The sequence below is a fragment of the Ilumatobacter coccineus YM16-304 genome (genome assembly GCF_000348785.1).
GTDB classification, from domain to species: domain Bacteria; phylum Actinomycetota; class Acidimicrobiia; order Acidimicrobiales; family Ilumatobacteraceae; genus Ilumatobacter_A; species Ilumatobacter_A coccineus.
On sequence record NC_020520.1, the window covers coordinates 1,810,909 to 1,832,608 of the forward strand.

The window sequence follows — 21,700 nt, forward strand, 5'->3', positions numbered from 1 at the left end:
GCCGGCCCCGTCGCGTCCGGGACTACGCTCGGGTCGATGCGAGTCGGTGTGAACGGTGCAGCAGGACAGATGGGCCGCACCGTGTGTGCAGCCGTGGCGGCCGACCCCGACCTCGAGTTGGTCGCCGGCGTCGACGTCAACGGCGCGGGCGCAGTCGTCGAAGGGATCGAACTGGCTCCCCAGCTGCAAGCCTTCGCCGAGGCCGAGTGTGACGTGGTGGTCGATTTCACGGTCGTCGAAGCAGCCCGTGACACGATCCCGTGGCTCGGCATGCACGGCATCCACGCGGTGGTCGGCACCACCGGATTCACCGACAGCGACCTCGCGATCTACAAGACCACGTTCGGGCCGACCGGCCCCAACTGCCTGATCGCCCCGAACTTCGCCATCTCGGCCGTGTTGATGATGCGGTTCGCCGAGATGGCCGCGCCGTGGTTCGACACCGCCGAGGTGGTCGAACTCCACCACATGCGCAAGATCGACGCGCCGTCGGGCACCGCGGTCAAGACGATCGAACGGATGGCCGAGGCTCGCACCGACGACTTCGCCAGCGACCCCACCGAGGTCGAGATCTACCCGGGCGCTCGTGGCGGCCTCGGGCCGCGCAACATCCGGGCGCATGCCATCCGGATGGAGGGAATGGTCGCCCACCAGGAGGTCATCCTCGGGGCCGACGGGCAGACGCTGACGATCCGCCAAGACAGCTACGACCGATCGAGCTTCATGCCGGGCGTCGTGCTCGCCTGCAAGCACATCGCCGAGCACCCCGGCCTCACCCTCTCCCTCGACCCGTTCCTCACGTGACCCTCGACGCAGGGCCCGACGACGCCCCACAGATCACCGACGAGATCGACATCACCCAGAGCATCACCGGGGCGGTCGAACGACTCAGTCGGACCAGGCAGTACGCGATCCTCGGTGGGCTGATCGCACTCGCGCTGGCCGTGTTCGGCATCGGACTGCTGCTGAGCGGCGACGACGACACCGCGGCACCGCTGCCGCCGAAGCCCGAGATCCCGCTCGACGCCTGGGCGCCCTACTGGACGCTCGAGAGCTCCCTCGTCGATGCGCCGCTCCGGGTGCCGTCGATGCGCGAGATCTCGCCGTTCTGGTACGCAGCAACCGGAGTCGACGCCATCACCGTCGACGAGAACGCCGACTCCGAGGCGACCGCAGCGTTCATGGATGCGATCTCACGGACCGACGCAGCGATCGTTCCCTCCATCGTCGACGCACTGCCGGCCGGTGAGATGGCCGCCATCATCGCCGACCCGACGACCCGAACCGCGCACGTCGACGCGCTGGTCGCGTTCGCCGAGGCGGGTGGCTACGACGGTCTCGACCTCGACTACGAACAGTTCGCGTTCTCCGACGGGCGCGACACCTGGGCGACCACCCGACCGAACTGGGTCGCGTTCGTCCGACAACTCTCCGAACGACTCGACGACGACGGCCGCACCCTCACGGTCAGCATCCCGCCGGTGTACGACGCCGAGCAGACCGCCGACAGCGGCTTCTGGGTCTACGACCACGGTGCCATCGCGCCGTACGTCGATCGCATCCGTGTCATGGCGTATGACTTCTCGGTCGGTGAGCCCGGCCCGATCGCTCCGCTGGCGTTCGTCGAACGGTCGATCAACGGCGTGGTCGAAGCGACCGGCGACCCGGAGAAGGTCGTGCTCGGCCTGGCGGCGTACGGCCGCAACTGGCCGGTGTCGGTGGATGGGGAGTGCCCGGAGGGTGAGGAGGTCCCTGGCGTCACCACGGTCAACAACCGCACGGTCGACGAACTGATCGAGCGGCGAGGTGCGACTCCGGAGTTCGACTCGGTGACGGGGGAGTGGAGCTTCGGCTACGAACTCGAGATCACCGATGGCACCACCACCTGCTTGCAGACGCGGCGCGTGCACTATGTCGACGCCGACGGGGTGCGACTCCGCATGGACATGGCCCGCGAAGCTCGTCTCGACGGCGTGGCGCTGTGGGCGTTCGGCTTCGACGACCCCGACGTGTGGTCGGCGATCCTGCCCACCGTCGACAGCTGACGAGTGCCGCGTGAGGCAACGTTCGTGGCGCCTCTCATCGGCACTCCGGAGACGCGACGACGCGGGTAATCGCTGCACGTTATGGGACACCCGCCGGTGATCAGATTGCCGGTTCCCGGACGGGTCCGGACGTCATCTGCCGCCGTCGATATGCGTGCCCGAGATCCTGACGGACAACGCACAGGCTGTTCAGATCACTCGGTGACAACCGCGATCGGTTGTGTCGGATTGAACGCTGTGATGCGGTCGCCGTCGAGACCACCGCATTCGACCATGAGGTCGAGATCGACGGCGAGCGTCGTGTTCTCCAGGTAGTACTCGAACTCGAACTCAACTTCGCCGCCGCCGCCCTGGACCGAATCACCGTCTCTGATCTCGACTCCCTCTGCGGTCCGGATCACGAAGCCGTCGAACGTGGTCCGGAACGGCCAGATCGCCGGCTCCTGTGCGGAGTCGGGTGAGCCGCGGACGAAGACGCACCCGTTCTGCGACACGGTGACGACGCCGTCGACGGGCGCGTCGAGGGCATCGGGAATCGGTTCGGTCCAGACGATGAACCCGGGAGGAACGCCGTCAGGCCGCTCGGCGTCATCCGACTCGCTACAACCGTACGAGACCGCCACGAACGCGACGAGGACGAGCATTCCGCTACCCGGTCATCGCTCTTGTCTACACGCGAGCGTGCAGCGTTCGAGCAGGCCAACCTCAAGTCCGGCACGACTGCGTCGGCGCACAACAGCAGAATCGCCCCCCGGACCCGAGCAGTACGGCACGTCCCGGTCGCTACGGCTGCTCGATATCGGCGAGGATCGCTGCGATGTCTTGTGCATCGTCGAGGAGGCGGACGACATCGACACGATCGCCGGCGACGAAGTAGAACCAGCCGCACGGGAAGTCCGGGACTCGGCGGACTCGGAGCCCATCGATGCCGCACATTTCGCCCACCCGCGGTGAGCCGGCGCCAGGCATCCGTCCGATTGCGTCGAGCGCACCGATTGCTGTATTGAAGAATCGTTCGCCGAGGTCCGAGCCGCCCTCGGCTCGGTAGTACCGGGTTCGCTCGACGAGATCGTCCTCGGCTCGCGGGCGAAGGATCGGGCGTGTCACGCGTCGGTGCCGAGTGCTCGCTTGCGCAGTTCGTCGATCACGTCATCGGTTGCTTCGCGGCCGTCGCCGGATGCGAGCCCGTCGGCGATCAGATCTCTGAGTCGCTGAGATGCTTGCTCGCGCTGGTCGCGGCGGATCAACTCGCGAAGGTATTCGCTCGTGTTGCCGTAGCTCCCGTCGCTGACTCGCGCGTCGATGTAGTCCCGCATGTTCTCCGGGAGTGCGAAGCTCATCGTGTTTCGACTCATGGATCAAGTCTGCTCTCTCTATCAACCGTTGTCAACAACGCTCAGAACAACAGCCCTCAGGGAGTGCTCCCACCGATCGCTAACGGCACGTACGCGCTCGGTCGGTTGCTCGATAACGCCCGACGCCCCCACCGGAAGCCGACCACCGTATGGACCGATTTCCTTGCGCTCAGTTCGCTCGTCAATACGCGCCGGGCGCGGCTCGGGCTCGGCCGCGCGTGTGCCGGATCCTTCGCTGCCTCCTCCGGTACTGGGCGACTTATTCTGTGCTGTGGAGGCTGTCGTCAGTTGGTGGTGTCGATGTATCTGGTGGCGGACGGCGTGTCTGCTGCCAGTGCGGTTCGGAGAGTGTCGATGGCGGTGATGGCACGTTGGTGTGCATTGGGCCCGAGTGCGTCGACGATGAAGAGTGCGTCGGCTGTGGCGTCGGTGATGGCGGTGCGTGTGGTTTGGCGCCAGTTCCATCGCCTGCAGGTGACGCCGGTGTCGTCGCGCCAGATCGGCTCACCGGGCTCGGGATGCTCCACCACGCTGAGCCCGTCGCTGATCGTGTGGAACTGCTCGGTGCCTTCGGCACGAACGAGTCGTGCCGGGCCGAGGTAGGCGTCGAGGTTCTCGACGCCGATGGGAATTCGTTGGAGCAGCGAGATCGCGTTGTACGTATCGGTGATCTTGTTGATCCGTGGGAGCCCATTCTTTTGGGCACGTCGCGACAGTGCGTCAGCGCTCGGTCGTGTGCGGTTCGGTTTGGCGCCGAACGCCCGGTAGGTGTCTCGCCAGTGTTCGAGGTGTTCATCATCGAGATCGATGTCGCACGAATCGGCTGCTTGGAGCCAGTGATCACTATCGGTATCGGAGGGACCGGCGCTGATGCCGGCCACGACCATGAGCCCTGCGCAGTAGTCGGGACGGAGATCGAAGATCGCTTGGTCGATGCTGACCGCTGCGAGCCACTCATCGAGATCTACTTCTGACCAAGCATGTTGCACCATGTCGGGCACTATAGTGCCCGACATGGAAGTGAGTGCATCGGTGGGTGCGGTCGTGCGTGCGGAACGCAAGGAGCGGGGTTGGTCGCTCGATCGCGCTGCAACCCGGCTAGGGGTGAGTCGGCGTCTGCTGACGCAGATCGAATCGGGATCGGCGAACCCGTCGCTGTCGACGCTGCTGTCGATCGCGAACGGGTTCGGAATCGACCTGACCAACCTGGTCGCGCAGGCTCCCGGCTCCCGTGACGCGGTGCTGCAGACGGACAACGGATCTGCTGCGGTGCTGTGGTCCACCGATGCGGGAAGCGCGGCGCGACTCCTCGTGGGGATGGGGCCGCTCGAGATGTGGGTCTGGCGACTCGAGCCCGGTGAGTCGAAACGATCCGACGCGCACAGCGCCGGCAGCCTCGAAGCGCTGATCGTGAACTCCGGTCGAGTCGAGGTCGACATCGAGGGCGGCGAGACCCACACCGTGGATACTGGCCAGTCACTGATCTTCGCTGCCGACGTCGACCACGGATACCGCAGTGTCGCCGACGGTGCCGCCGAGTTCCACCTTGCCGTGTTCGATCCCATCGACAGCCCCGCCGGCCGCTGATGCCCGCTCTGCTCGCCATCGCATCAGCGTGCACGTTCGGTGTCGCCGACTTCCTCGGCGGACTCGCCACCCGCAAAGCAGCCGTCGTCGCGGTCACGCTGATCACGAACCTCGCAGGTGCCGCTCTCGCCGTCGTGCTCGTCGTCGCGATCGACGGGGACTGGTCCATCGAGGCCGTCGCCTGGGGCGCAGCCGGAGGACTCGCGGGCCTCGCCGGGCTCCTGCTTCTCTACCAGGGTCTGGCCGAGGGACCGAACCGCCTCGTGAGCCCACTGAGCGCAGTGGTCGCCGCAGCGGTTCCCGTGATCGTCGGTGTGGCGCTCGGTGATCGCCCGGCGATGATCGCGCTCGTCGGGATCTGTGTGGTCCCGGTCGCGGTGTGGCTCGTGGCAGGCGGCGACATCGCCTTGGCCGGCGCGTCCCGGCGACCACTCGCGCTCGGCGTCGGAGCCGGCCTGGGATTCGGCACGTTCTTCGTGCTCCTTGCTCAGACCCCCGATGACGCCGGGGCCGTGCCGCTGCTCATGGCGAGAGCGACCTCGGTCACCGTGCTCCTCGCCGCCACCCTCGTTACCCGACCGCCAACACCCGACAGATCGACCGTCGGCATCGCCGTCGCAGCGGGCGCACTCGACATGACCGCCAACGGTCTCTTCCTGTGGTCCACACTCGACGGCGACCTCGCCATCGTCGGGGCGCTCGTCAGCCTCTTCCCGGCCACCACCGTGCTCCTCGCCGTGATCTTCCTCAACGAACGACTCGACCGCAAACAATCCCTCGGCCTCGCGCTCGCCGTCACCGCCGCCGCACTCCTCAGCTGAACTCTTCGAAACCTCATGCACCCCACACACGATCCCCGCAGCCCGACACCGGCCGGCGACGCACGCTCGACCAGCGAGACGCAACTCGCAGCGTGCAGCAAGCAGCACTCCGAAAGCCACCGAGATCGACGACCCACCGGCCCGCGACGCGACACTACGGTCCGAGCATGTACACACCCGTAGCGTTCGAGATGGGCACCCGCCCGGACATCACCGAAGCGATCCGACGCGCCGGGTTCGGTCACCTCGTCTCCCACCACCTTGACGCCGATGACGGCCCACGGCTGACCGCGACTGCCCTCCCATTCGTCGTCGACGACGAACTCTCGCTGGCCCGTGCGCACTTCGCCAAAGCGAATCCCCACTGGCGAGACATCGATGGCCGCCAGGCTCTCCTGATCGTCCCGATCGTCGATGCGTACGTGTCGCCACGCTGGTACCCGTCGAAGGCTGAACACGGCCAGGTCGTGCCCACGTCGAACTACGAGTTGATCCATCTCCACGGAGTCGTCGAGATCCACCACGATGCCCATTGGAAGCGGAAGGTCGTCGAGGATCTGACCCGGGAGAACGAGGGTCGGGTCGATGACCCCGAACTGGTTGAACCGTGGGCGGTGTCCGACGCCCCGGCGTCGTTCATCGATGGACAACTCAAAGCGATCGTCGGGATCGAACTTCATGTCGAACGCGTCGAAGCAAAACAGAAGCTGAGCCAGAACCGCCCGGAGCAGGACCGCCTCGGAGTCATCGACGGACTCGCCAGGTCACAGAACCACGGCGCCATCGAAACCTCGAATCGAATGCGCGAAAAAGGCCGATAGCTGTGGATCAAACCCGTCCCCGCAGCGCCCATATCGGCGCTCCACGCGAACACATCAGCCCGCTCAGGTACGGCACATCCGATCGGGCGACCCCGTCCAGATCGTGCGGGTGCTCGCCGCTGGTCACGATGTTGCGAGGCCGAGGAACACGATGACCGATCGTGCGAGTCTGGCCATGTCGTCGTCGGATAGTCGGCCGATCCGTTCGCCAAGTTTCGCACGAGGAACGGTCGTGATCTTGTCGATCATGAGCCGGCTCGGTTGGCGGATTCCGGTCGCCTCGTCGGCGGCGACAGGTATTCGAAACAGTGGAGCATCGGTGTCGTCGGTGGTGAACGCGCAGACCGTGACCGACGCAGTCGCGTCGAAAAGATCGTCTTGGATGATGACGACCGGTCGCGGTTTGCCGGCGTACCCGCTCCCGGCGGCCGCGGTCCAGATCTCGCCGCGCCTCACTCTTCGTCGCCGAGGGCGTCGATGAACGCTTGATCATCAGACTCCTGGCCGCTCGTGGCAACGGCGAGCGATTGATCGTGGGCTTGCTGTGCGAACTGGGGTGATCGGACGTCGGGCACCCAGAATTGAACTGGCCGCAAGCCCTGCGCGCGGAGCCGCTCGCGATGAGCGCGCACGCGGACCGCACTTGCCGAAGTCGAACGTTGACGAGCCATACCAGGACGTTACATGTAACGCTCCTCTCAACGCAACAGGCCGTTTGGATCGAGCGGGGCATCGTTCCGTGAAGCGTCACTCGGCGACGAAATCGTCGCCGACTGCGGCGATCGCCCGAGCCGAACCGAGCCCTTGCACGCGGCTCACGCGGGCGTTGGTTCGGTCGTAGACGTACAGGTTGCCCTCCGACAGGAAGGCGAGATAGGTGCCGAGTTCGTTCCACAGCATCGGCTGACGGAGGTCGGGAGGCGGAAGCGAGGTGACCGTCTGGCTCCGCAGGTCGACGACCGCCCACGGCGTGGCCGCCGATGGGTCGGAGGTCTCGATCACGACGGCGGTCGCGTCGGGCGAAATCGTGCCGGCGACGGGGACCAACCGCTCGGGCCGATGCGGCACCGCGTCGTCGATCGGTGAAGCGCTGATCGACGTGGAGTTTCCGGTGGTGCGGTCGACGAGATACACCGCACACGCGAGTGCCTCGGGGCAGACGCGTTCGAGCACCACGTTGCCGTTGAGAGCCAACAGTTCGCCGGAGGTGAGCCGGGAACTGGCTTTGGTGGTGACGGCGAAGATGTCGCCGCCGATCGACGCGAGCAGGCCGCCGTCGCCGTCGGATCCCAGCAGCGTCGCGTTGGGTACCGAGAGTTCCGGACCGTCGATCGCCGGGAGTTGGCCGATGACGACGAGACGATGGTCGATACCCGCCGCGGCGTCGTCGGTGGGCGCCCAGACGGTGCCCGCCAGCGGCCCGGTGAAACGCGGAGCGCCGGGGAGCGGAGTGCCGTCGGTGTCGATCTGTGTGGCCTCGCCGAGCACCGAGGTGAAACCGGTCGACGCGGCGGCCACCGTGACCTGGGGCCCGTTCACGTGGATCTCGGGGAATCCAGCGCCGAGGTCGGGCACCGACCACGGTGTTGCCGTGCGGCCATCGAGGTCGACGTGAGCCATGCGGTCGCCCTCGCCGAGCACGACGAGATCGAGACCGGTCGGCACGGTGACCGCCTCGCTCAGCGTGATCGCGCGCGCCGCGGGGTCGGACGATTGCGGCGGGAGTTCGGCGTCGGGGTAGCGGACGCCGAAGTCGACGATGTTGTCGAAAAGGTCGACCCCGAAGTCAGCGGTCGTGCCGGTCTCGCGATCGAGGTAGACGAGGCCGCCGCCACCGCGACGACGGCCGATGACTCCACCGCCGTCGGCGGTCCAACTCGACCCGGAGGTGAACATCGGAGAGCCCGGCATCGATCCGACGACGCCGAGGTCGAAGTCGATGATCTCCTTGACGAAGCCGCTGACACCGTCGTCGCCGTCACGATCGACCGCCACCGCAGTGCCGTCGGGGGCGAGGTCGAGTGAGTAGAGGTTGTCGAGCTCGACCTCGTCGGTCGGGACGACGCGACGTTCTCCGCTGTCGAGGTCGAGGACGACGAGTTCGCACACGCGGGCGTCGTCGCACTCGCGGGCGAGTACGTGACTCCCGTTCGCGGCGAACGCCCGTCCGGTCGACACGCGTACCGCTGCGCCGTCGTCGCCGATTCGATACACGCCACCGGTGTCGTTGAGGATTCGGCCGCCGCTCGACCTGACGAAGTCGTAGGCCAGGTCGGTGCCGCTGCCGGTGGTCGGCGTCACCGTTCCGAAGACGTCGATCTCGAGTTCGACGCCGTCACCGGACTCGCCGTAGCTGATCATCTGAAATCGAGTGGTGCCATCGTCCGCGACCGTCCAGCCGCGGAGAAACCCGCCCGTGTTGCCGGCGACGTCGTCGATCTCGAGCAACATGCCATCGCGCTGGAAGATGTGCAGGTCGTTGCCATCGAGCAGGGCGGCGGCGTCGGGGGCGACGACCATCGTGCCGCCTCCGAATCGCGTGGGCAGGCCATCGTCGTAGCGCACGCGACCCGACGGAATCGACAGCGTGACGAGTCCCTCGGAGGTCGCCACGACCACTTCGGTCGGCGTGGTCGATGCGGCGAGTTCGACGGGGAGTTCGATCGAGCTCGGTCGCTCCTCGCCGGCACCGAGTTCGGGATCGAGTGCGCCGGGCGACGTCTCGGTGGTCGGCACGGTCGACGGGGCGAGATCGGGGTCGATGATCTCGAACTCGGCCTCCGGAATGGTGGTGACCTCGGACTCCGGCAGCGTGCTCAACGTCGTCGGGGTGGCGTCGGGCGTGTCATCGGCCTCGTCGGCAGCCTGGTCGCCTCTCGGCCAGACGACGATGGCGCCCACGGCGAGCAACAACGCAGCTGCGATGCCAGCGCCGATCACCTTGCCACGTCGGTTCGGCACCTCGGTGGCGGTGGTGGCAGGGTCGGGTTCGGCAGCCGAGGTCGACCAGTCGAACTCGGTGGGGCCGTCGTCGATCGGAATCGAGTCGGTCGCCCAGATCGAGTCGAGGTCGTCGGGAGCGTCTTCCACTCCGCTGCGACGTCGCCCGATCATCGTTTCATCGAATCACACGCGGCGTCGCGTTGCCAGGCGCGACGCCGCATGCAACGCCGATCAGATGGCGCCGAGCGCAGCGTCGTAGTCGGGCTCTTGTGCGATCTCGCCGACGAGCTCGGTGTGCTTGACGGTGCCGTCGGGGCCGACGACCACGACAGCGCGCGAGAGAACGCCGGCGAGTGGTCCGTCGGTGAGGTCGATGCCGTAGTCGGCGCCGAACGACGAGCGGAACGTCGACGCCGTCTTGACGTTGTCGATGCCTTCGGCGCCGCAGAACCGGCCCTGGGCGAACGGCAGGTCGGCCGAGACGCAGAGCACCTCGGTGTTGTCGAGTGAAGCGGCCCGCTCGTTGAAGGTGCGCACGCTAGTGGCGCAGGTCGGCGTGTCGACCGACGGGAAGATGTTGAGGACGAGATTCTTGCCCTCGAAGTCGGACGCCGAGACGTCGCCGAGATCGGACCCGGTGAGGGTGAATGCGGGTGCGGAGCTTCCGACTTCGGGAAGCTCGCCGGACGTGTGGACGGGGTTGCCCCCGAGAGTGACTTCAGCCATGGTCGAGACTGTAGCCAGCAGCGGGCGATCGTCTCGACGCCACGCTCAGCGACGACGCATGTTCTTCAGGTTGACGAGCACGACGAGGCCGACCGAACCGATCAGGAACCACCACTGGTAGCGGGTGGTGAATCCGAGGAAGCTGTCGAGTTCGTCTTCGAAGAAGCGGGAGAGCCACCACATCATCGCCATGCGTCCGGCGATGCCGATCGTGAGGAGCGGCAGCAACTTCGTCCAGGGCGTTCGTCGAACACCGGTGAGCACGCCGACGATGTTCGAGCCGGCGAAGATCGGGATCAGCGCCCACTCGGCCTTCTGGAAGCCGGCATCGAAGGTCCGTTCGGCTTCCTCGTTGAACCCGAGGTACTTCTTGAACCAGCCGATCGCGTCGTTGGAGTAGGCCCGTCCGATCAGGTGACAGACGAGGAACGCCGCCATGATGCGGAGAAATCCGATGGCGATGTACGCCGGAATCGACACGTCGGAACCGAGCGCGAACGCCAGGTAGCGGTTGCGCGACGACAGGAGCAGCAGCAGTTCGGGGTTCGGACTGTCGACGTCGGTCAGCTTGGGCCAGGTCGCGTTCGCGATGTTCGTGCAGATCACGAGGCCGACGAACGCGGCAAGGGTGAGCGGAGCCCACCGCGGCCGGACGTGCGGGGTCGGGAGAGCGACCGGGTCGCCAATCGGGTCGGGGAGAGTGGCGTCGCTCACGAAGCCCTGACGGTAGCCGTGTTGCGCTATCTTCGGCGCCCATGCAAGGGCTGATGCAAGACGTTCCGTTGACGATCACACATCTCTTCGATCGTGCCGAGAAGTACCACGGGCACAAGGAGATCATCACGGCGACGCCGCAGGGCGTCGAACGCACCACCTATGGGCAGTGGGCGCGCCGGACGCGTCAACTCGCCGGCGTGCTCGACACCCTCGGCATCTCGGCCGACGGCCGCGTCGCCACCTTCGCGTGGAACACCGCCCGCCACCTCGAGCTGTACTTCGCTGCTCCCTGCACCGGTCGGGTGCTCCACACGCTCAACATCCGCCTGTTCCCCGAGCAGCTCACCTACATCGTCAACCACGCCGACGACGAGGTGATCTTCATCGACAACTCGCTCATGGGCCTGCTCACCCCGCTGTTGCCGACGTTCGAGCGGCTGAAGCACCTCGTGATCATGGACGACTCGGGCGCTGGCCTGCCCGACCAGGGCGCCCTCGGCGTCGACGTGCAGGTCCACGACTACGAAGCGCTGCTCGCGGCGGAGGAACCGATCGACTTCCCCGAGATCACCGACGAGCGTCGTGCCGCGAGCATGTGTTACACGAGTGGCACGACCGGCAACCCGAAGGGCGTCGTCTACACCCACCGTTCGACGTTCCTGCACACGATGGGCGCCATGATGGTCGACAGCCTCGGCGCCCGCGAGTCCGACGTGATCCTCCCGGTGGTGCCGATGTTCCACGCCAACGCGTGGGGGCTCGCGCACGCCGCGGTCGCTACTGGCGCCACGCTGGTGATGCCCGGTCCCGACCTGTCGGGGCCCGCCGTGGCGAAGTTGATCGTCGACGAGCGCGTCACGGTCGCCGCCGGCGTGCCGACGATCTGGATGGCCGTGCTGCCCGAACTGAAGGGCAAGGACACGTCGTCGCTGCGCTCGATTCCGTGCGGTGGCTCGGCGGTGCCGAAGTCGCTGTCGGAGGGATACCGCGAGCAGCTCGGCCTGCCGATCCTGCAGGCGTGGGGGATGACCGAGACCAGCCCGATCGCGTCGGTGTGCCATCTCGACGCCGACCAGACACAGCTCTCGATCGACGAGCAGGCCGAGCTGCGCACACAGGTCGGTCGCATCAGCTTCGGTGTGGAGGCTCGCGTCGTCGATCCCGAGACGCTCGAACCGCAGCCGTGGGACGGCGAGTCGAGCGGAGAACTCCAGTGCCGCGGCAACTGGATCGCTGCCGACTACTACGACGATCCGCGCAGCTCCGAGAGCTTCACCGCCGACGGTTGGCTCAAGACCGGTGACGTCGCCGCCGTCGACGAGCGCGGTCGCATTCGGCTCGTCGACCGCACCAAAGACCTCATCAAGTCGGGCGGCGAGTGGATCAGCTCCGTCGAACTCGAGAACGAGATCATGGCGCACCCCGACGTCGCCGAGGCCGCGGTCATCGGCGTCACGCACCCCAAGTGGGGCGAAGCCGCGGTCGCCTGCGTGGTCAAGGCGCCGGGCGCCGAGGTGACCGAAGCGTCGATCCTCGAGTTCCTCGACGGCAAGGTCGCCAAGTGGCAGCTTCCGAAGAGCGTGGTGTGGATCGACGAGGTCCCCAAGACCAGCGTCGGCAAGTTCTCGAAGAAGGACCTGCGGTCCGAATTCGGCGACGTGTTGATGAACCAATGAAGACGCTGATCCGAGTCGGCCTCGCGGCCGCGGCGCTCGTGGGGAGCGCGTGCGCACCCGACCCTCACGACGTGTACACCGTCGAGGCCCCACCCGCCACCCGCGCCCCGCTGCCGGCCACCACGGTCCCGGTCGAGTCCGAGCCTGCGGCCGACGGGGAGCCCCCGGCGCCGCCCGAGCCGACCACGTTCGCCCCGAACGGCGAGGTGGTCGAGGTCCGATCGCTCGACAACACGTTCCGTCTCGAGACGATCGAGATCGACGCCGGCACCGAGGTGCTCTGGGTCAACGGCGGACGCAACGAGCACAACGTGCTGCCCGTCGACGAAGTTGCCGCGTTCGCCGGATTCCGGGTGGAGCGCGAGGACTTCACACCGGGGGACGAGTACTCGTACGTGTTCGACACGCCCGGTGTGTTCCCGTACTACTGCTCGATCCACGGCACCCAGAACGCCGGGATGATCGGCACCGTCATCGTCAACGCTCCCGCCTGACAACGGGTCGACAACCAATTCGAAACGGCCGCACAACCGCGAGCGGTCATCCGGCGCACGGCGGCCGAAGTGTCGTAGCGTCGCCGACGTGACCTCGCTCGACGACTCATCCACCGACGTGTCGACGTCGGACGGCGCGGAACTCGTCGCCAAGAAGAAGCACTCGCTCGCGCTGCGCTGGATGCACTGGATCAACTTCCCCGTGCTCATGGTGATGATGTGGAGCGGCATGCGCATCTACTGGGCCGATCTGCGCGACCCGTACGCGTTCGGTTTCTTCGGCTGGGAGCTCTTCGAGTTCTGGCCCGACGGGGTGAACGGGTTCCTCGAACTCGAACGCAAGCTGGCGAAGGGGATCGCCTTCCACCTCGTGTTCGGCTGGTTCTTCGTCGCGAACGGGGTGGCCTATGCGATCCACCTGTCGCGCAACGGCAACTGGCGCTACCTGATCCCGGACACTCAGGGCGTGAAGGATGCGTCGAAGGTGGTGCTCCACGACCTGCACCTGCGTGACGAGGCGCCGCCGCAGGGCAAGTACAACGCCATGCAGCAGCTCACCTACACGGCCGTCATCGTGTTGGCGGCGGTGCTGGTCGCCACCGGGTTCGCGATCTACAAGCCCGGGCAACTCGCACTGCTCGAAGCCGCATTCGGTGGCTACGACCACGCACGGTTCATCCACTTCTCGGTGACGGTGCTGCTCATCTTGTTCTTCTTCGTGCACCTCGTGCAGGTCGCCCGTGCCGGCTGGCGCAACTTCACGTCGATCATCACCGGGTACCGACTGGAGCGGCGAAGCGAGCTGCTGCCACCGGTCGACGACGAGCAGAAAGGGAGCGTCGACACATGACCTCCGATCGCGAACGCCACCTGCGTGAACTCACCGACGACGGTGAGATCATCGACCGAGCGGAGTACACGAAGCGCTCTCGACGAGCGTTCCTCTCGTTCGGAGCACTCGGTGTCGGGGCCTATCTCGGCTTCCGCACCATCCAGAACCGCCCGGAGGAACGGGGTATCCCCGACGTGCTGCGCAGCGGTCTCGACGTCAACGCCGCGGTGTGGAGCAAGCTCGAACGCGACGGAGCCCGCGCTCGTACGTTCGCCATCTCGGATCGCGAAGCGCTGCGGGTCAACGGCGACCACGGGCTCGAAGACGGATCGGGTGACTACATCGAGATTCCCGACGACGAGGCCGCAGCGTGGGAGATCAACCTGACGGGCACCGATGGCTCGGATCTCGCCCCGATCCCGCTGGCGTCGATCAAGTCCGACTTCGAGGTCCACGACATGGTGTGGGAACACAAGTGCATCGAAGGCTGGGCGAACATCGTCCACTGGACCGGCGTCCGATTCTCCGACGTGCTCGAACGGTACGCGCCCGAACAGGCGTCGGCGGAGTGGATGGTGCTGCGGACGCCGCGTCAGCGCACGCCCACCGTTCGCCGTGACTACAGCTCGGCGATCGAGAACTACACGATGCTGCACGCTCAGACGTTGCTCGCCTGGCAACTGAACGGGGTCGACTTGACCGCAGCCCACGGCGCTCCGATCCGGATCGTCACGCCGCTGAAGTACGGCATCAAGCAGTTGAAGCGCATCGGGTCGATCGAGTTCACCAACGACACGCCCACCGACTACTGGACCGACCGCGGCTACGACCTCCACGCCGGTTTCTAGGCGGCGGTGAACTTGACCGCGACGATCGAGGCGACGAGGGCGAGCATCGCGATCATCTGAGCGACGTTGGTCTCGTCGCCTTTGACGAACACGCCGACCAAGAACGCGCCGAGCGCGCCGATGCCGACCCACACCGCGTAACCCGTGCCGACCGGGATCGTGCGCGTGGCGACGCTCAGCAGATACATGCTGATCGCGAGCGTGACGACAAACCCGACGGTCGGAAGCGGCCGGGTGAACCCTTTCGTGGTGCCGAGCAGACTCGCCCACGCGACTTCGAAGAGTCCCGCGACGATCAGGACGAACCAAGCCATGACGATGATGCTCCTGCGCCCGTCGTGCTTGCCGGTACGGTGCGCCCTCGTCGGGAGCGATGCGTGGCGCACCGCTCGACGCCGACGATACCGGCCGCATCTGCTCGGCACGATACTCTCGGCCTCGATGCAGACTCGAGCACGTGGATTCAAGGCAGTGACACTCGCCATCGGGGCAGCGATGCTCGTTGCCGCGTGTGGTGGGAGCGACGGCAGCGCCAACCTGGCCGACGAGCCGGAAGCGGTCGGGACGGCGGCACCCGAGCCGACCGACCCGCCGGCGACCGACGCGCCCGAACCGGAACCGACCGACCCGCCCGCGACCGACGCGCCCGAACCCGAGCCGACCGACCCGCCGGCGACCGACGCCCCCGGACCCGGTGACGACGGGGTGCTCGACGTACCCGCCGAGTTCACCACGATCACCGAAGCGGTCGACGCCGCCCAGCCGGGCGACCTCGTGCTCATCGCGCCGGGCACGTACAACGAAGCGGTCAACGTCGTCACCGACGAGATCGTGATCCGCGGCCTCGAACGCGAAGGCGTCGTGCTCGACGGCCAGTTCGAACTCGACAACGGCATCCGCGTGCTCGGTGCACGCGGGGTCGCCGTCGAGAACCTCACCGTGCAGAACTACACCGACAACGGCGTGTTCTTCACCGGCGTCGACGGCTATCGCGCCTCGTACGTCACCGCCTACCGAAACGGCGACTACGGCATCTACGCGTTCGACTCCGTCACCGGGCAGATCGAGCACTCGTACGGCGCCGGAAGCCCCGACGCCGGCTTCTACATCGGGCAGTGCTACCCGTGCGACGCCGTCGTCGACAACGTCATCTCCGAGCACAACGGACTCGGGTACTCCGGCACCAACGCCGGGGGCAACCTGATCATCGCCAACTCGCGGTTCAACAACAATCGTGCGGGCATCGTGCCGAACTCCGGCTCGTACGAGCTCTGCTACCCGCAGCGCCAGAACCTCATCGTGGGCAACACGGTGTATTCCAACAACCAGCCCGACACGCCGGCCATCGATGTCGCGATCCTCGCGATGGGCAACGGCATCCTGATCCCCGGCGGTGTGGGCAACACCGTCGAACGCAACCTCGTGTACGACCACGATCGCACCGGCATCGGCCTCGTCCCGTTCCTCGAAGAAGGTGCCAACGACGACATCCCCGAGCAGTCCGAGTGGGACACGCCGTGCAGCGAGCAGCGCCTCGAACCGCCGGCGACCGAGATCCCCGAATCGCTGCTGTGGGACTCGTTCGACAACGTCATCAGCGACAACGTCGTGAGCGACAGCCGTGAGGCCGACCTCGCTGTCGAAGGCGTCGGCCAGCCGACGGGCGAACTGCGCAACTGCTGGTCGGGCAACACGTTCGCAACCAGCGCCCCCGCCGCGCTCGAGACGATCGCTCCGTGCGGTACCGACGCCGCCGCTCCCGACGATGCCGTCTGGGAGACCGAGGCGCTCAACGTGTTGCGTTGGCTCGGCGAGGTCGATTCCCGGCCCGAGCCCGTCGACTACGAGACCGCGCCGCTGCCGCCGTTGCCCGACCTCGACGACATGCCCGACGCCGCAACGGCTCCGGCACAGCCGGCCACCGACGTGCCGTTCGCGATCGACACCGACGCCATCACCACACCCGTCGCCGACGGCTGAGCGTGAAACGGCTTCTCGCCGCAGCACTGCTGCTCGGGGCGTGCGCGTCGAGCGCCGACGAGCCGGTCTCCGGTGACCCCGATCCGGCGCGGGTCGGGCCGCAGGGTCGCGTCGCGCAGTTCATCGTCGAGTGCGAGGTGAGCCACATCGCGTTCGACGACCCGATCGTGCTGCCGTGGCAACCGGGGCTGAGTCACCAGCACCAGTTCTTCGGCAACAGCGCCACGAACTCCGACCCCGGCTACGAGCGGGCGATCGGTGCCGACACGAGCTGTGATCAACGACTCGACACCGCTTCGTACTGGTCGCCGACGCTGCTCGGCCCGACCGGCGAGCGCATCGATGCACTGTCGATGACGGCGTACTACCGACCGGGCGACGGTATCGCGCCTCAGGACGTCGTGGCGTACCCGCCGGGCTTCATGATGATCGCCGGCGACTCGCAGGCCGAGGAGGTGCAGTCGATCGACGTCGTGGCGTGGGGCTGCGGCAGCGGTGCCCAGCGGACCGATCGGCCGCAGGACTGCCGCGAGGACTCCACGCTGCGGTTGTGGCTCACCTTCCCCGACTGTTGGGACGGGTCGCGCCTGACCTCGTTCGGGTCGGGGGCACATGTGCGCTACAGCAGCAACGGGTGCCCCGAGTCGCATCCGATAGCGATTCCGCAGTTGCAGATGGCGATCGACTTCCCGCCGGTGCCCGCCGAGGGCTTGTCGCTCAGTTCCGGCGACACGGCCACCGCCCACGCCGACTTCTGGAACACCTGGGATCAGGAGAAGCTCGAACGGGAGGTGGCGTTGTGCCTCAACCGCGACCTGGTGTGCGGCGTCAGCGGCTGAACCCGCTCGCTCGGCCCGTCAGTACGTGTACGGGTCCTGCACGCACTCGACGGTGCGGCTCGGACCGACTTCCCAACACTGGGTGACGGTGTCGACGAACCCGTACAGCGAGCGCACGTCCGGAGACGGCACGGTCCCGGGGTCGGCGCAGACCTCGGTCAGTTCGCCGCCGACGGTGTAGGGCAGGGGGCACGGCTGTCCGGTGGCATGGGCAACCGCCCGTGACATGAAGTCGGCATTGCCGTACGCGCCGTCATCGGTGAAGTGGATGCCGTCGTAGTGCACCCACTCGGGCCGGTTGCGGGCCACGGTGGCCCACTCGGCCACGACGAGGTCGTCGTGACGTTCGGCCGCTGCCCGCAGCAACACGTTGTGGAACTCGTAGACCTGCGATGCGCCGGGCCCACCTTTGTCGGAACGGAACTCCCGTGAGTACGACAGCCAGACCACCCGCCGGATGCCCTGCGCTCGCGCCGCGGCCATGATCCGTTCGAGGTCGGCTTCGAAGGTGTTGGCGCGGTCGTTGTAGCCGGTCATCATCACCAGCACGTCGAACACGTCGGGCATCGTCTCGATGGTGCGCAGCGCAGTCGGTGGGGTTCGGTCCTCGCGGCCGTTGCACGACCAGCGAACGAGTCGCCGACACGATTCTCCGGCGAACGTCCACGATGCCCCGGTCAGTGCCCCGAGCGCCCGATACCAGCGGACGCCGGCCATCGTCGAGTCGCCGACGGCCAGTACGCGAAGTGGGCGTTGGGGATTCGGTGCCGGCTCGGTCTCGGTGGCGGTGGCAGGAGGCCCGGTGAACCATCCGAGCAGGTCGACGGTGACGTCGGTGCCCTGCTCGGTGAAGAACGCGAGCCCGAACTCCGAGACCGGAGTGAGCGCGAACTGGGCGGTCACCTGGTTGCGCAGGCTGTAGCCCGACGCGATCGCGGGTCGCTCGGTGCGGGCGGCGTAGGCGGTGACGTAGCCGCGGTCGTCGGCGCCGACCATCGTCATGCTGAAGGCGAGCGCCGCCGGCCCGGTGGAGCCGTCGCCGATCAGGTCGGCGGGCGGCAGGATCTCGGTGCTGCCGCCGTCGTAGAGCGCTTGGGGTTCGGACCGCGTGTCGCGCAGCCGTTGTGGTGCGATGGCGACGAACAGGCCGTCGGCCGAGACGTCGGCGGACGGTCCGGTGAACCAGCCGGTCATGTCGATCACCACGTGGCTTCCCGCCGAGACGAACACGTCGAAGCCGTCGTCGGAGACGGGCACGATCGTCGCTGCCGAACGGAACTGGCCGGCACCGTCGGCGTTGAGCACCGAGGCCAGAGGACGTTCGCCGCCGGCTGCGTAGGCGGTGAGATACGTCGGAGCGGTGGTGTCGACGAGCGTGAACGTGACCGCGAGTGCGTCGACACCGGCCGGGACCGACTCGGGGAGCCCGACTCGGTGAGTCGTGGGCCGTGTCGGCGCTGCCGAGGCGTCGCGCGTGTCGAGCAGGCGAGTGCCGTCGTCGGCGGCCACGAACCGGCCACGCGCTGACGTCTCGGCCGGGACGAACGCGCCGACGACGTCGATGACCACGTGGCCGTTGCCCGCGCCGTCGCTGCGGAACAGTTCGATCGCGAAGTCGTCGCCGGCGGCGATCGTCGCGGAGTTGCCCCGGGTCATCCCGGCCGACCAGTTGAGCGTGGCGGCGTCGGGTCGCGCCGTACCGCTCGGGTAGGCGACCAGCCATCCGCCGCGTGTGGCGTTGACGATCGTGGTCGTCGCGACGATCGCCGTTGCGGTCGAGGGAATCTCGCAGCGCTGGAGATCGACGCGGCTCGTCCGGTCGTCGACGGCGACGAACCCGGTGCCGTTTCTCGTGTCGGCCAGTCGGCACGGTTCGAGAGCTCGGTAGCGGCTCGTGGCGTCGACGCCGGTGTCGTCGGGAAGTGGGGGAGCGGCGGCAGCGGGCGCAGGCACGGCGAGCGTTGCCGCGAGCAGCGCCACCGTCAGCGTGAGCACGGTGGCGATGGTTCGAGTGACCGGCGACGGGCCGATGCGCTGAGACCGATGAACCATCGTCGGCGACCGTAGTCCTGTCGACGGCCGATCGTCAGATTCCGTAGAGGGTCCGCACGTCGATCGGTGGACGTGTGCCGGGGTCGGGGCACACGCCATCGGTGGTTCCGCCGGGCCGTTCGGGCTGTGGGCACGGTTGGCCGGTGACGTGGGCGACCGAGCGCGAGATGAGGTCGGCCGCCCCGTAGCCGCCCGGTCGATCGAGGTGGATGCCGTCGGAGTAGGTCCACCACGGCACCTGCCGGACGATCGACGACCACTCGATCGCATACATGAAGTCGTGCGCCGCGGCGTTGGCCCGGATGACGTCGTTGTGGAACTGGTACACCTGGTACGCGCCCGGGCCGCCCTTGTCGGTGCGGAACTCGCGGGCCATGGTGAGCCACACGATGCGACGGATGCCCTTCGCTCGAGCGAGGGCCACGATCTGGGGCACATCGGACGAGAAGCCCGGCATGATGTCGTTGTACCCGGTCATCATCACCAGTGCGTCGAACTGCTTGTAGCCCACGCCGCTCAGGGTCTGGTAGGCGGTGGGTGGCGGAATCGGCCCCTCTCGCCCGTTGCACGACTCGCGCACGAGGCGTCGACACGACCGTGCGAGGAAGGTGAAGTCGGCGCCCTGCAGCGCGCCGTTCGCGAACGTGCGGTCGACTCCGGCCATCGACGAGTCGCCGATCGCGAGCACCTGCTGGCGCGGGACCGGGTTGGGTGCGGGCGAGTCGGTGGTCTCGGGGGCCGGGGTCCCGGTGAACCAGCCGAGGAGATCGACGGTGAGTTCGGTTCCGTTGGCCGAGAACACCGACAGACCGGTGCCGGACACTGCGGTCAAGGCGAACTGTGCGGTGTTCTCGAACGGAAAGCCGTAGCCCGATGCCGTCTCGCTGCGCTCGGTGCGAGCAGCGTGCGCCGTGATGTAGCCGCGGGTGTCGGGATCGGCCATCGTCATGCTCAGCGCGACGGCCGCGGCGTCGTGGTCGATCGGGATCTCGATCGACCCGCCGGGGTGGATCGGTGACGCCTCTGGGCGGGTGTCGCGGAGTCGAGTCGGAGCGAGCGGGACGAACAGGCCGTCGGCCGACGAGGTGGCGGACTCGCCGGTGAACCATCCGGTCATGTCGACGATGACGTCGGCGCCGATCGACTGGTAGATGTCGAAACCGAGTTCGCCGACCGGCACGATCGTCGTCGCCGAGCGGAACTGGCCCACCCCGTCGGTGTTGAGCGCCGACGCCTCAGGTCGTTCACCGCCGCTGGGGTACAGGGTGAAGAAGCCGCGGCCTGTGGTGTCGGTGGCCGTGAGCGTGACCGCCAGCGCGGTGGCGTCGGCGGGGATGCCGTCGGGGATCGGCACCGTGGTCACGTCACCCGCGGCGGGTGTGGCGGTCGAGCGAGTGTCGAGCAGGCGTCGTCCGGCGGGCAACGGGACGAACCTGCCGGCGGTGGCCTCCGCTGCGGGCACGAAGGCGGCCGTGACATCGACGGTGACGTTGCCGGTTCCGAAGCCGTCGCTCTTGTAGAACTCGATACTCCGATCGTCGCCGACGGTGATCGTGGTCGAGTTGCCCCACGTGCGGCCCGCGGTCCAGTTGAGCGTGGCCGAGTTCGGCTCGGCCGTTCCTGCGGGATAGCCGACCAGATAGCCGCGCGACTGCGGGAAGATCACCGTGGTCGTGGCGACGATCGCGGTGGCATCGTCGGGGATGCCGCAGTGGCCGAGGCGAATCGTCATGCGTCGGCCGCTGATCGTCGAGATGCCGTCGCCAGATCGCGTGTCGGCGAGTCGGCACGGTTCGAGCGGGACGAGCCTGGTGGTGTCGGACGCCGCCTCGATCACCGGAGTCGTACCGACCGTGATCGACCCGGTCACCAAACTGGCCGCGATGGTGAACGCGGTTGCGATGCCCCTCCATCTTCCCATCGTGTGCACCGTAATCGGCGAGCGATGAGCTCGGCCGGACACT

The 21,700-nt window shown here is 67.4% G+C and carries 23 protein-coding genes; 11 read left to right on the plus strand and 12 right to left on the minus strand.

The window, feature by feature from the left end; translation table 11 throughout:
- Positions 1-36 precede the first annotated feature (36 nt).
- Both dapB and YM304_RS08075 read left to right on the plus strand, forming a co-directional pair.
- Positions 37-804, plus strand: coding sequence for a 4-hydroxy-tetrahydrodipicolinate reductase (gene dapB / locus YM304_RS08070; RefSeq protein WP_015441170.1), 768 nt, complete (start codon positions 37-39; stop codon positions 802-804).
- Positions 801-2,045 carry a glycosyl hydrolase family 18 protein gene (locus tag YM304_RS08075; protein WP_015441171.1) on the plus strand — a complete coding sequence of 415 codons (1,245 nt, stop codon included), beginning with the start codon at positions 801-803 and terminating at the stop codon, positions 2,043-2,045. The genes dapB and YM304_RS08075 overlap by 4 nt, the downstream gene beginning before the upstream one ends.
- 194 nt (positions 2,046-2,239) lie before the next feature.
- Here YM304_RS08075 and YM304_RS08080 read toward each other — a convergent pair whose 3' ends face one another.
- The 4 genes from YM304_RS08080 to YM304_RS08095 form a co-directional block, all read right to left on the minus strand.
- Positions 2,240-2,689: a hypothetical protein gene (locus YM304_RS08080; protein WP_015441172.1), complete on the minus strand. Its 450-nt coding sequence runs from the start codon at positions 2,687-2,689 to the stop codon at positions 2,240-2,242.
- Between the two features lie 139 nt (positions 2,690-2,828).
- Positions 2,829-3,152 carry a type II toxin-antitoxin system RelE/ParE family toxin gene (locus YM304_RS08085; RefSeq protein ID WP_015441173.1) on the minus strand — a complete coding sequence of 108 codons (324 nt, stop codon included), beginning with the start codon at positions 3,150-3,152 and terminating at the stop codon, positions 2,829-2,831.
- Positions 3,149-3,400 carry a type II toxin-antitoxin system ParD family antitoxin gene (locus YM304_RS08090; protein ID WP_015441174.1) on the minus strand — a complete coding sequence of 84 codons (252 nt, stop codon included), beginning with the start codon at positions 3,398-3,400 and terminating at the stop codon, positions 3,149-3,151. The genes YM304_RS08085 and YM304_RS08090 overlap by 4 nt, the downstream gene beginning before the upstream one ends.
- A gap of 284 nt (positions 3,401-3,684) precedes the next feature.
- The gene (locus YM304_RS08095; protein ID WP_015441175.1) at positions 3,685-4,392 is read right to left on the minus strand and encodes a B3/B4 domain-containing protein; all 708 of its coding nucleotides are present in this window, start codon (positions 4,390-4,392) and stop codon (positions 3,685-3,687) included.
- 22 nt (positions 4,393-4,414) lie between these two features.
- On the opposite strand from YM304_RS08095, the gene YM304_RS24670 reads away from it, so the two are divergent.
- From YM304_RS24670 to YM304_RS08110, 3 genes are all read left to right on the plus strand, one after another.
- Entirely contained in the window at positions 4,415-4,987 is a 573-nt protein-coding gene (locus YM304_RS24670) for a helix-turn-helix domain-containing protein (protein ID WP_015441176.1), read from the plus strand.
- Positions 4,987-5,808: an EamA family transporter gene (locus tag YM304_RS08105; protein ID WP_015441177.1), complete on the plus strand. Its 822-nt coding sequence runs from the start codon at positions 4,987-4,989 to the stop codon at positions 5,806-5,808. The genes YM304_RS24670 and YM304_RS08105 overlap by 1 nt, the downstream gene beginning before the upstream one ends.
- Before the next feature lie 167 nt (positions 5,809-5,975).
- On the plus strand, positions 5,976-6,629 hold the full coding sequence (locus YM304_RS08110; protein WP_015441178.1) for an FMN-binding negative transcriptional regulator: 654 nt from the start codon (positions 5,976-5,978) through the stop codon (positions 6,627-6,629).
- A 123-nt stretch (positions 6,630-6,752) separates the two neighbouring features.
- On the opposite strand, the gene YM304_RS08115 is transcribed toward YM304_RS08110, so the two are convergent.
- From YM304_RS08115 to YM304_RS08135, 5 genes are all read right to left on the minus strand, one after another.
- Complete coding sequence (locus YM304_RS08115) at positions 6,753-7,085, minus strand: type II toxin-antitoxin system PemK/MazF family toxin (protein WP_015441179.1); 333 nt, start codon at positions 7,083-7,085, stop codon at positions 6,753-6,755.
- Positions 7,082-7,300, minus strand: a complete 219-nt coding sequence (locus YM304_RS08120; RefSeq protein WP_015441180.1) for an antitoxin MazE family protein — start codon at positions 7,298-7,300, stop codon at positions 7,082-7,084. The genes YM304_RS08115 and YM304_RS08120 overlap by 4 nt, the downstream gene beginning before the upstream one ends.
- Before the next feature lie 76 nt (positions 7,301-7,376).
- Positions 7,377-9,743, minus strand: a complete 2,367-nt coding sequence (locus tag YM304_RS08125; RefSeq protein ID WP_154723366.1) for a beta-propeller domain-containing protein — start codon at positions 9,741-9,743, stop codon at positions 7,377-7,379.
- Positions 9,744-9,803: 60 nt separating this feature from the next.
- On the minus strand, positions 9,804-10,298 hold the full coding sequence (gene tpx, locus YM304_RS08130; RefSeq protein ID WP_015441183.1) for a thiol peroxidase: 495 nt from the start codon (positions 10,296-10,298) through the stop codon (positions 9,804-9,806).
- Between the two features lie 45 nt (positions 10,299-10,343).
- On the minus strand, positions 10,344-11,012 hold the full coding sequence (locus YM304_RS08135; protein ID WP_015441184.1) for a hypothetical protein: 669 nt from the start codon (positions 11,010-11,012) through the stop codon (positions 10,344-10,346).
- Positions 11,013-11,053: 41 nt separating this feature from the next.
- On the opposite strand from YM304_RS08135, the gene YM304_RS08140 reads away from it, so the two are divergent.
- The 4 genes from YM304_RS08140 to YM304_RS08155 all read left to right on the plus strand — a co-directional run bounded on the left by YM304_RS08140 (position 11,054) and on the right by YM304_RS08155 (position 14,865).
- Positions 11,054-12,691, plus strand: coding sequence for a long-chain fatty acid--CoA ligase (locus YM304_RS08140; protein ID WP_015441185.1), 1,638 nt, complete (start codon positions 11,054-11,056; stop codon positions 12,689-12,691).
- On the plus strand, positions 12,688-13,185 hold the full coding sequence (locus YM304_RS22225; RefSeq protein ID WP_015441186.1) for a cupredoxin domain-containing protein: 498 nt from the start codon (positions 12,688-12,690) through the stop codon (positions 13,183-13,185). Before YM304_RS08140 ends, YM304_RS22225 begins: the two co-directional genes overlap by 4 nt.
- Before the next feature lie 88 nt (positions 13,186-13,273).
- On the plus strand, positions 13,274-14,035 hold the full coding sequence (locus tag YM304_RS08150) for a cytochrome b/b6 domain-containing protein (RefSeq protein WP_015441187.1): 762 nt from the start codon (positions 13,274-13,276) through the stop codon (positions 14,033-14,035).
- The gene (locus tag YM304_RS08155) at positions 14,032-14,865 is read left to right on the plus strand and encodes a molybdopterin-dependent oxidoreductase (RefSeq protein ID WP_015441188.1); all 834 of its coding nucleotides are present in this window, start codon (positions 14,032-14,034) and stop codon (positions 14,863-14,865) included. Before YM304_RS08150 ends, YM304_RS08155 begins: the two co-directional genes overlap by 4 nt.
- Here YM304_RS08155 and YM304_RS08160 read toward each other — a convergent pair.
- The gene (locus tag YM304_RS08160) at positions 14,862-15,179 is read right to left on the minus strand and encodes a DMT family transporter (RefSeq protein ID WP_015441189.1); all 318 of its coding nucleotides are present in this window, start codon (positions 15,177-15,179) and stop codon (positions 14,862-14,864) included. The two genes, YM304_RS08155 and YM304_RS08160, sit on opposite strands and share 4 nt — an antisense overlap.
- Positions 15,180-15,306: 127 nt before the next feature.
- Between YM304_RS08160 and YM304_RS08165 the strand changes: the two genes are divergently transcribed.
- Together YM304_RS08165 and YM304_RS08170 are read left to right on the plus strand one after the other, a co-directional pair.
- Entirely contained in the window at positions 15,307-16,845 is a 1,539-nt protein-coding gene (locus YM304_RS08165; protein WP_015441190.1) for a right-handed parallel beta-helix repeat-containing protein, read from the plus strand.
- 2 nt (positions 16,846-16,847) lie between these two features.
- Positions 16,848-17,684, plus strand: a complete 837-nt coding sequence (locus YM304_RS08170) for a DUF1996 domain-containing protein (RefSeq protein ID WP_015441191.1) — start codon at positions 16,848-16,850, stop codon at positions 17,682-17,684.
- 18 nt (positions 17,685-17,702) lie between these two features.
- Here the strand turns inward: YM304_RS08170 and YM304_RS08175 are convergent, their stop codons facing one another.
- Both YM304_RS08175 and YM304_RS08180 read right to left on the minus strand, forming a co-directional pair.
- Entirely contained in the window at positions 17,703-19,736 is a 2,034-nt protein-coding gene (locus YM304_RS08175) for an SGNH/GDSL hydrolase family protein (RefSeq protein WP_015441192.1), read from the minus strand.
- A gap of 34 nt (positions 19,737-19,770) precedes the next feature.
- Positions 19,771-21,657: an SGNH/GDSL hydrolase family protein gene (locus YM304_RS08180; RefSeq protein ID WP_154723367.1), complete on the minus strand. Its 1,887-nt coding sequence runs from the start codon at positions 21,655-21,657 to the stop codon at positions 19,771-19,773.
- Positions 21,658-21,700: the final 43 nt, after the last annotated feature.

What these genes read in the sequence shown, in the direction of transcription:
- YM304_RS08160 (WP_015441189.1), bottom strand. Translation starts at nt 15,179, where the DNA reads ATGGCTTGGTTCGTCCTGATCGTCGCGGGACTCTTCGAAGTCGCGTGG.
- YM304_RS08155 (WP_015441188.1), top strand. Translation starts at nt 14,032, where the DNA reads ATGACCTCCGATCGCGAACGCCACCTGCGTGAACTCACCGACGACGGT.
- tpx (WP_015441183.1), bottom strand. Translation starts at nt 10,298, where the DNA reads ATGGCTGAAGTCACTCTCGGGGGCAACCCCGTCCACACGTCCGGCGAG.
- dapB (WP_015441170.1), top strand. Translation starts at nt 37, where the DNA reads ATGCGAGTCGGTGTGAACGGTGCAGCAGGACAGATGGGCCGCACCGTG.
- YM304_RS08105 (WP_015441177.1), top strand. Translation starts at nt 4,987, where the DNA reads ATGCCCGCTCTGCTCGCCATCGCATCAGCGTGCACGTTCGGTGTCGCC.
- YM304_RS08095 (WP_015441175.1), bottom strand. Translation starts at nt 4,392, where the DNA reads ATGGTGCAACATGCTTGGTCAGAAGTAGATCTCGATGAGTGGCTCGCA.
- YM304_RS08140 (WP_015441185.1), top strand. Translation starts at nt 11,054, where the DNA reads ATGCAAGGGCTGATGCAAGACGTTCCGTTGACGATCACACATCTCTTC.
- YM304_RS24670 (WP_015441176.1), top strand. Translation starts at nt 4,415, where the DNA reads ATGGAAGTGAGTGCATCGGTGGGTGCGGTCGTGCGTGCGGAACGCAAG.
- YM304_RS08110 (WP_015441178.1), top strand. Translation starts at nt 5,976, where the DNA reads ATGTACACACCCGTAGCGTTCGAGATGGGCACCCGCCCGGACATCACC.
- YM304_RS08120 (WP_015441180.1), bottom strand. Translation starts at nt 7,300, where the DNA reads ATGGCTCGTCAACGTTCGACTTCGGCAAGTGCGGTCCGCGTGCGCGCT.
- YM304_RS08175 (WP_015441192.1), bottom strand. Translation starts at nt 19,736, where the DNA reads ATGGTTCATCGGTCTCAGCGCATCGGCCCGTCGCCGGTCACTCGAACC.
- YM304_RS08165 (WP_015441190.1), top strand. Translation starts at nt 15,307, where the DNA reads ATGCAGACTCGAGCACGTGGATTCAAGGCAGTGACACTCGCCATCGGG.
- YM304_RS08125 (WP_154723366.1), bottom strand. Translation starts at nt 9,743, where the DNA reads ATGATCGGGCGACGTCGCAGCGGAGTGGAAGACGCTCCCGACGACCTC.
- YM304_RS08090 (WP_015441174.1), bottom strand. Translation starts at nt 3,400, where the DNA reads ATGAGTCGAAACACGATGAGCTTCGCACTCCCGGAGAACATGCGGGAC.
- YM304_RS22225 (WP_015441186.1), top strand. Translation starts at nt 12,688, where the DNA reads ATGAAGACGCTGATCCGAGTCGGCCTCGCGGCCGCGGCGCTCGTGGGG.
- YM304_RS08180 (WP_154723367.1), bottom strand. Translation starts at nt 21,657, where the DNA reads ATGGGAAGATGGAGGGGCATCGCAACCGCGTTCACCATCGCGGCCAGT.
- YM304_RS08080 (WP_015441172.1), bottom strand. Translation starts at nt 2,689, where the DNA reads ATGCTCGTCCTCGTCGCGTTCGTGGCGGTCTCGTACGGTTGTAGCGAG.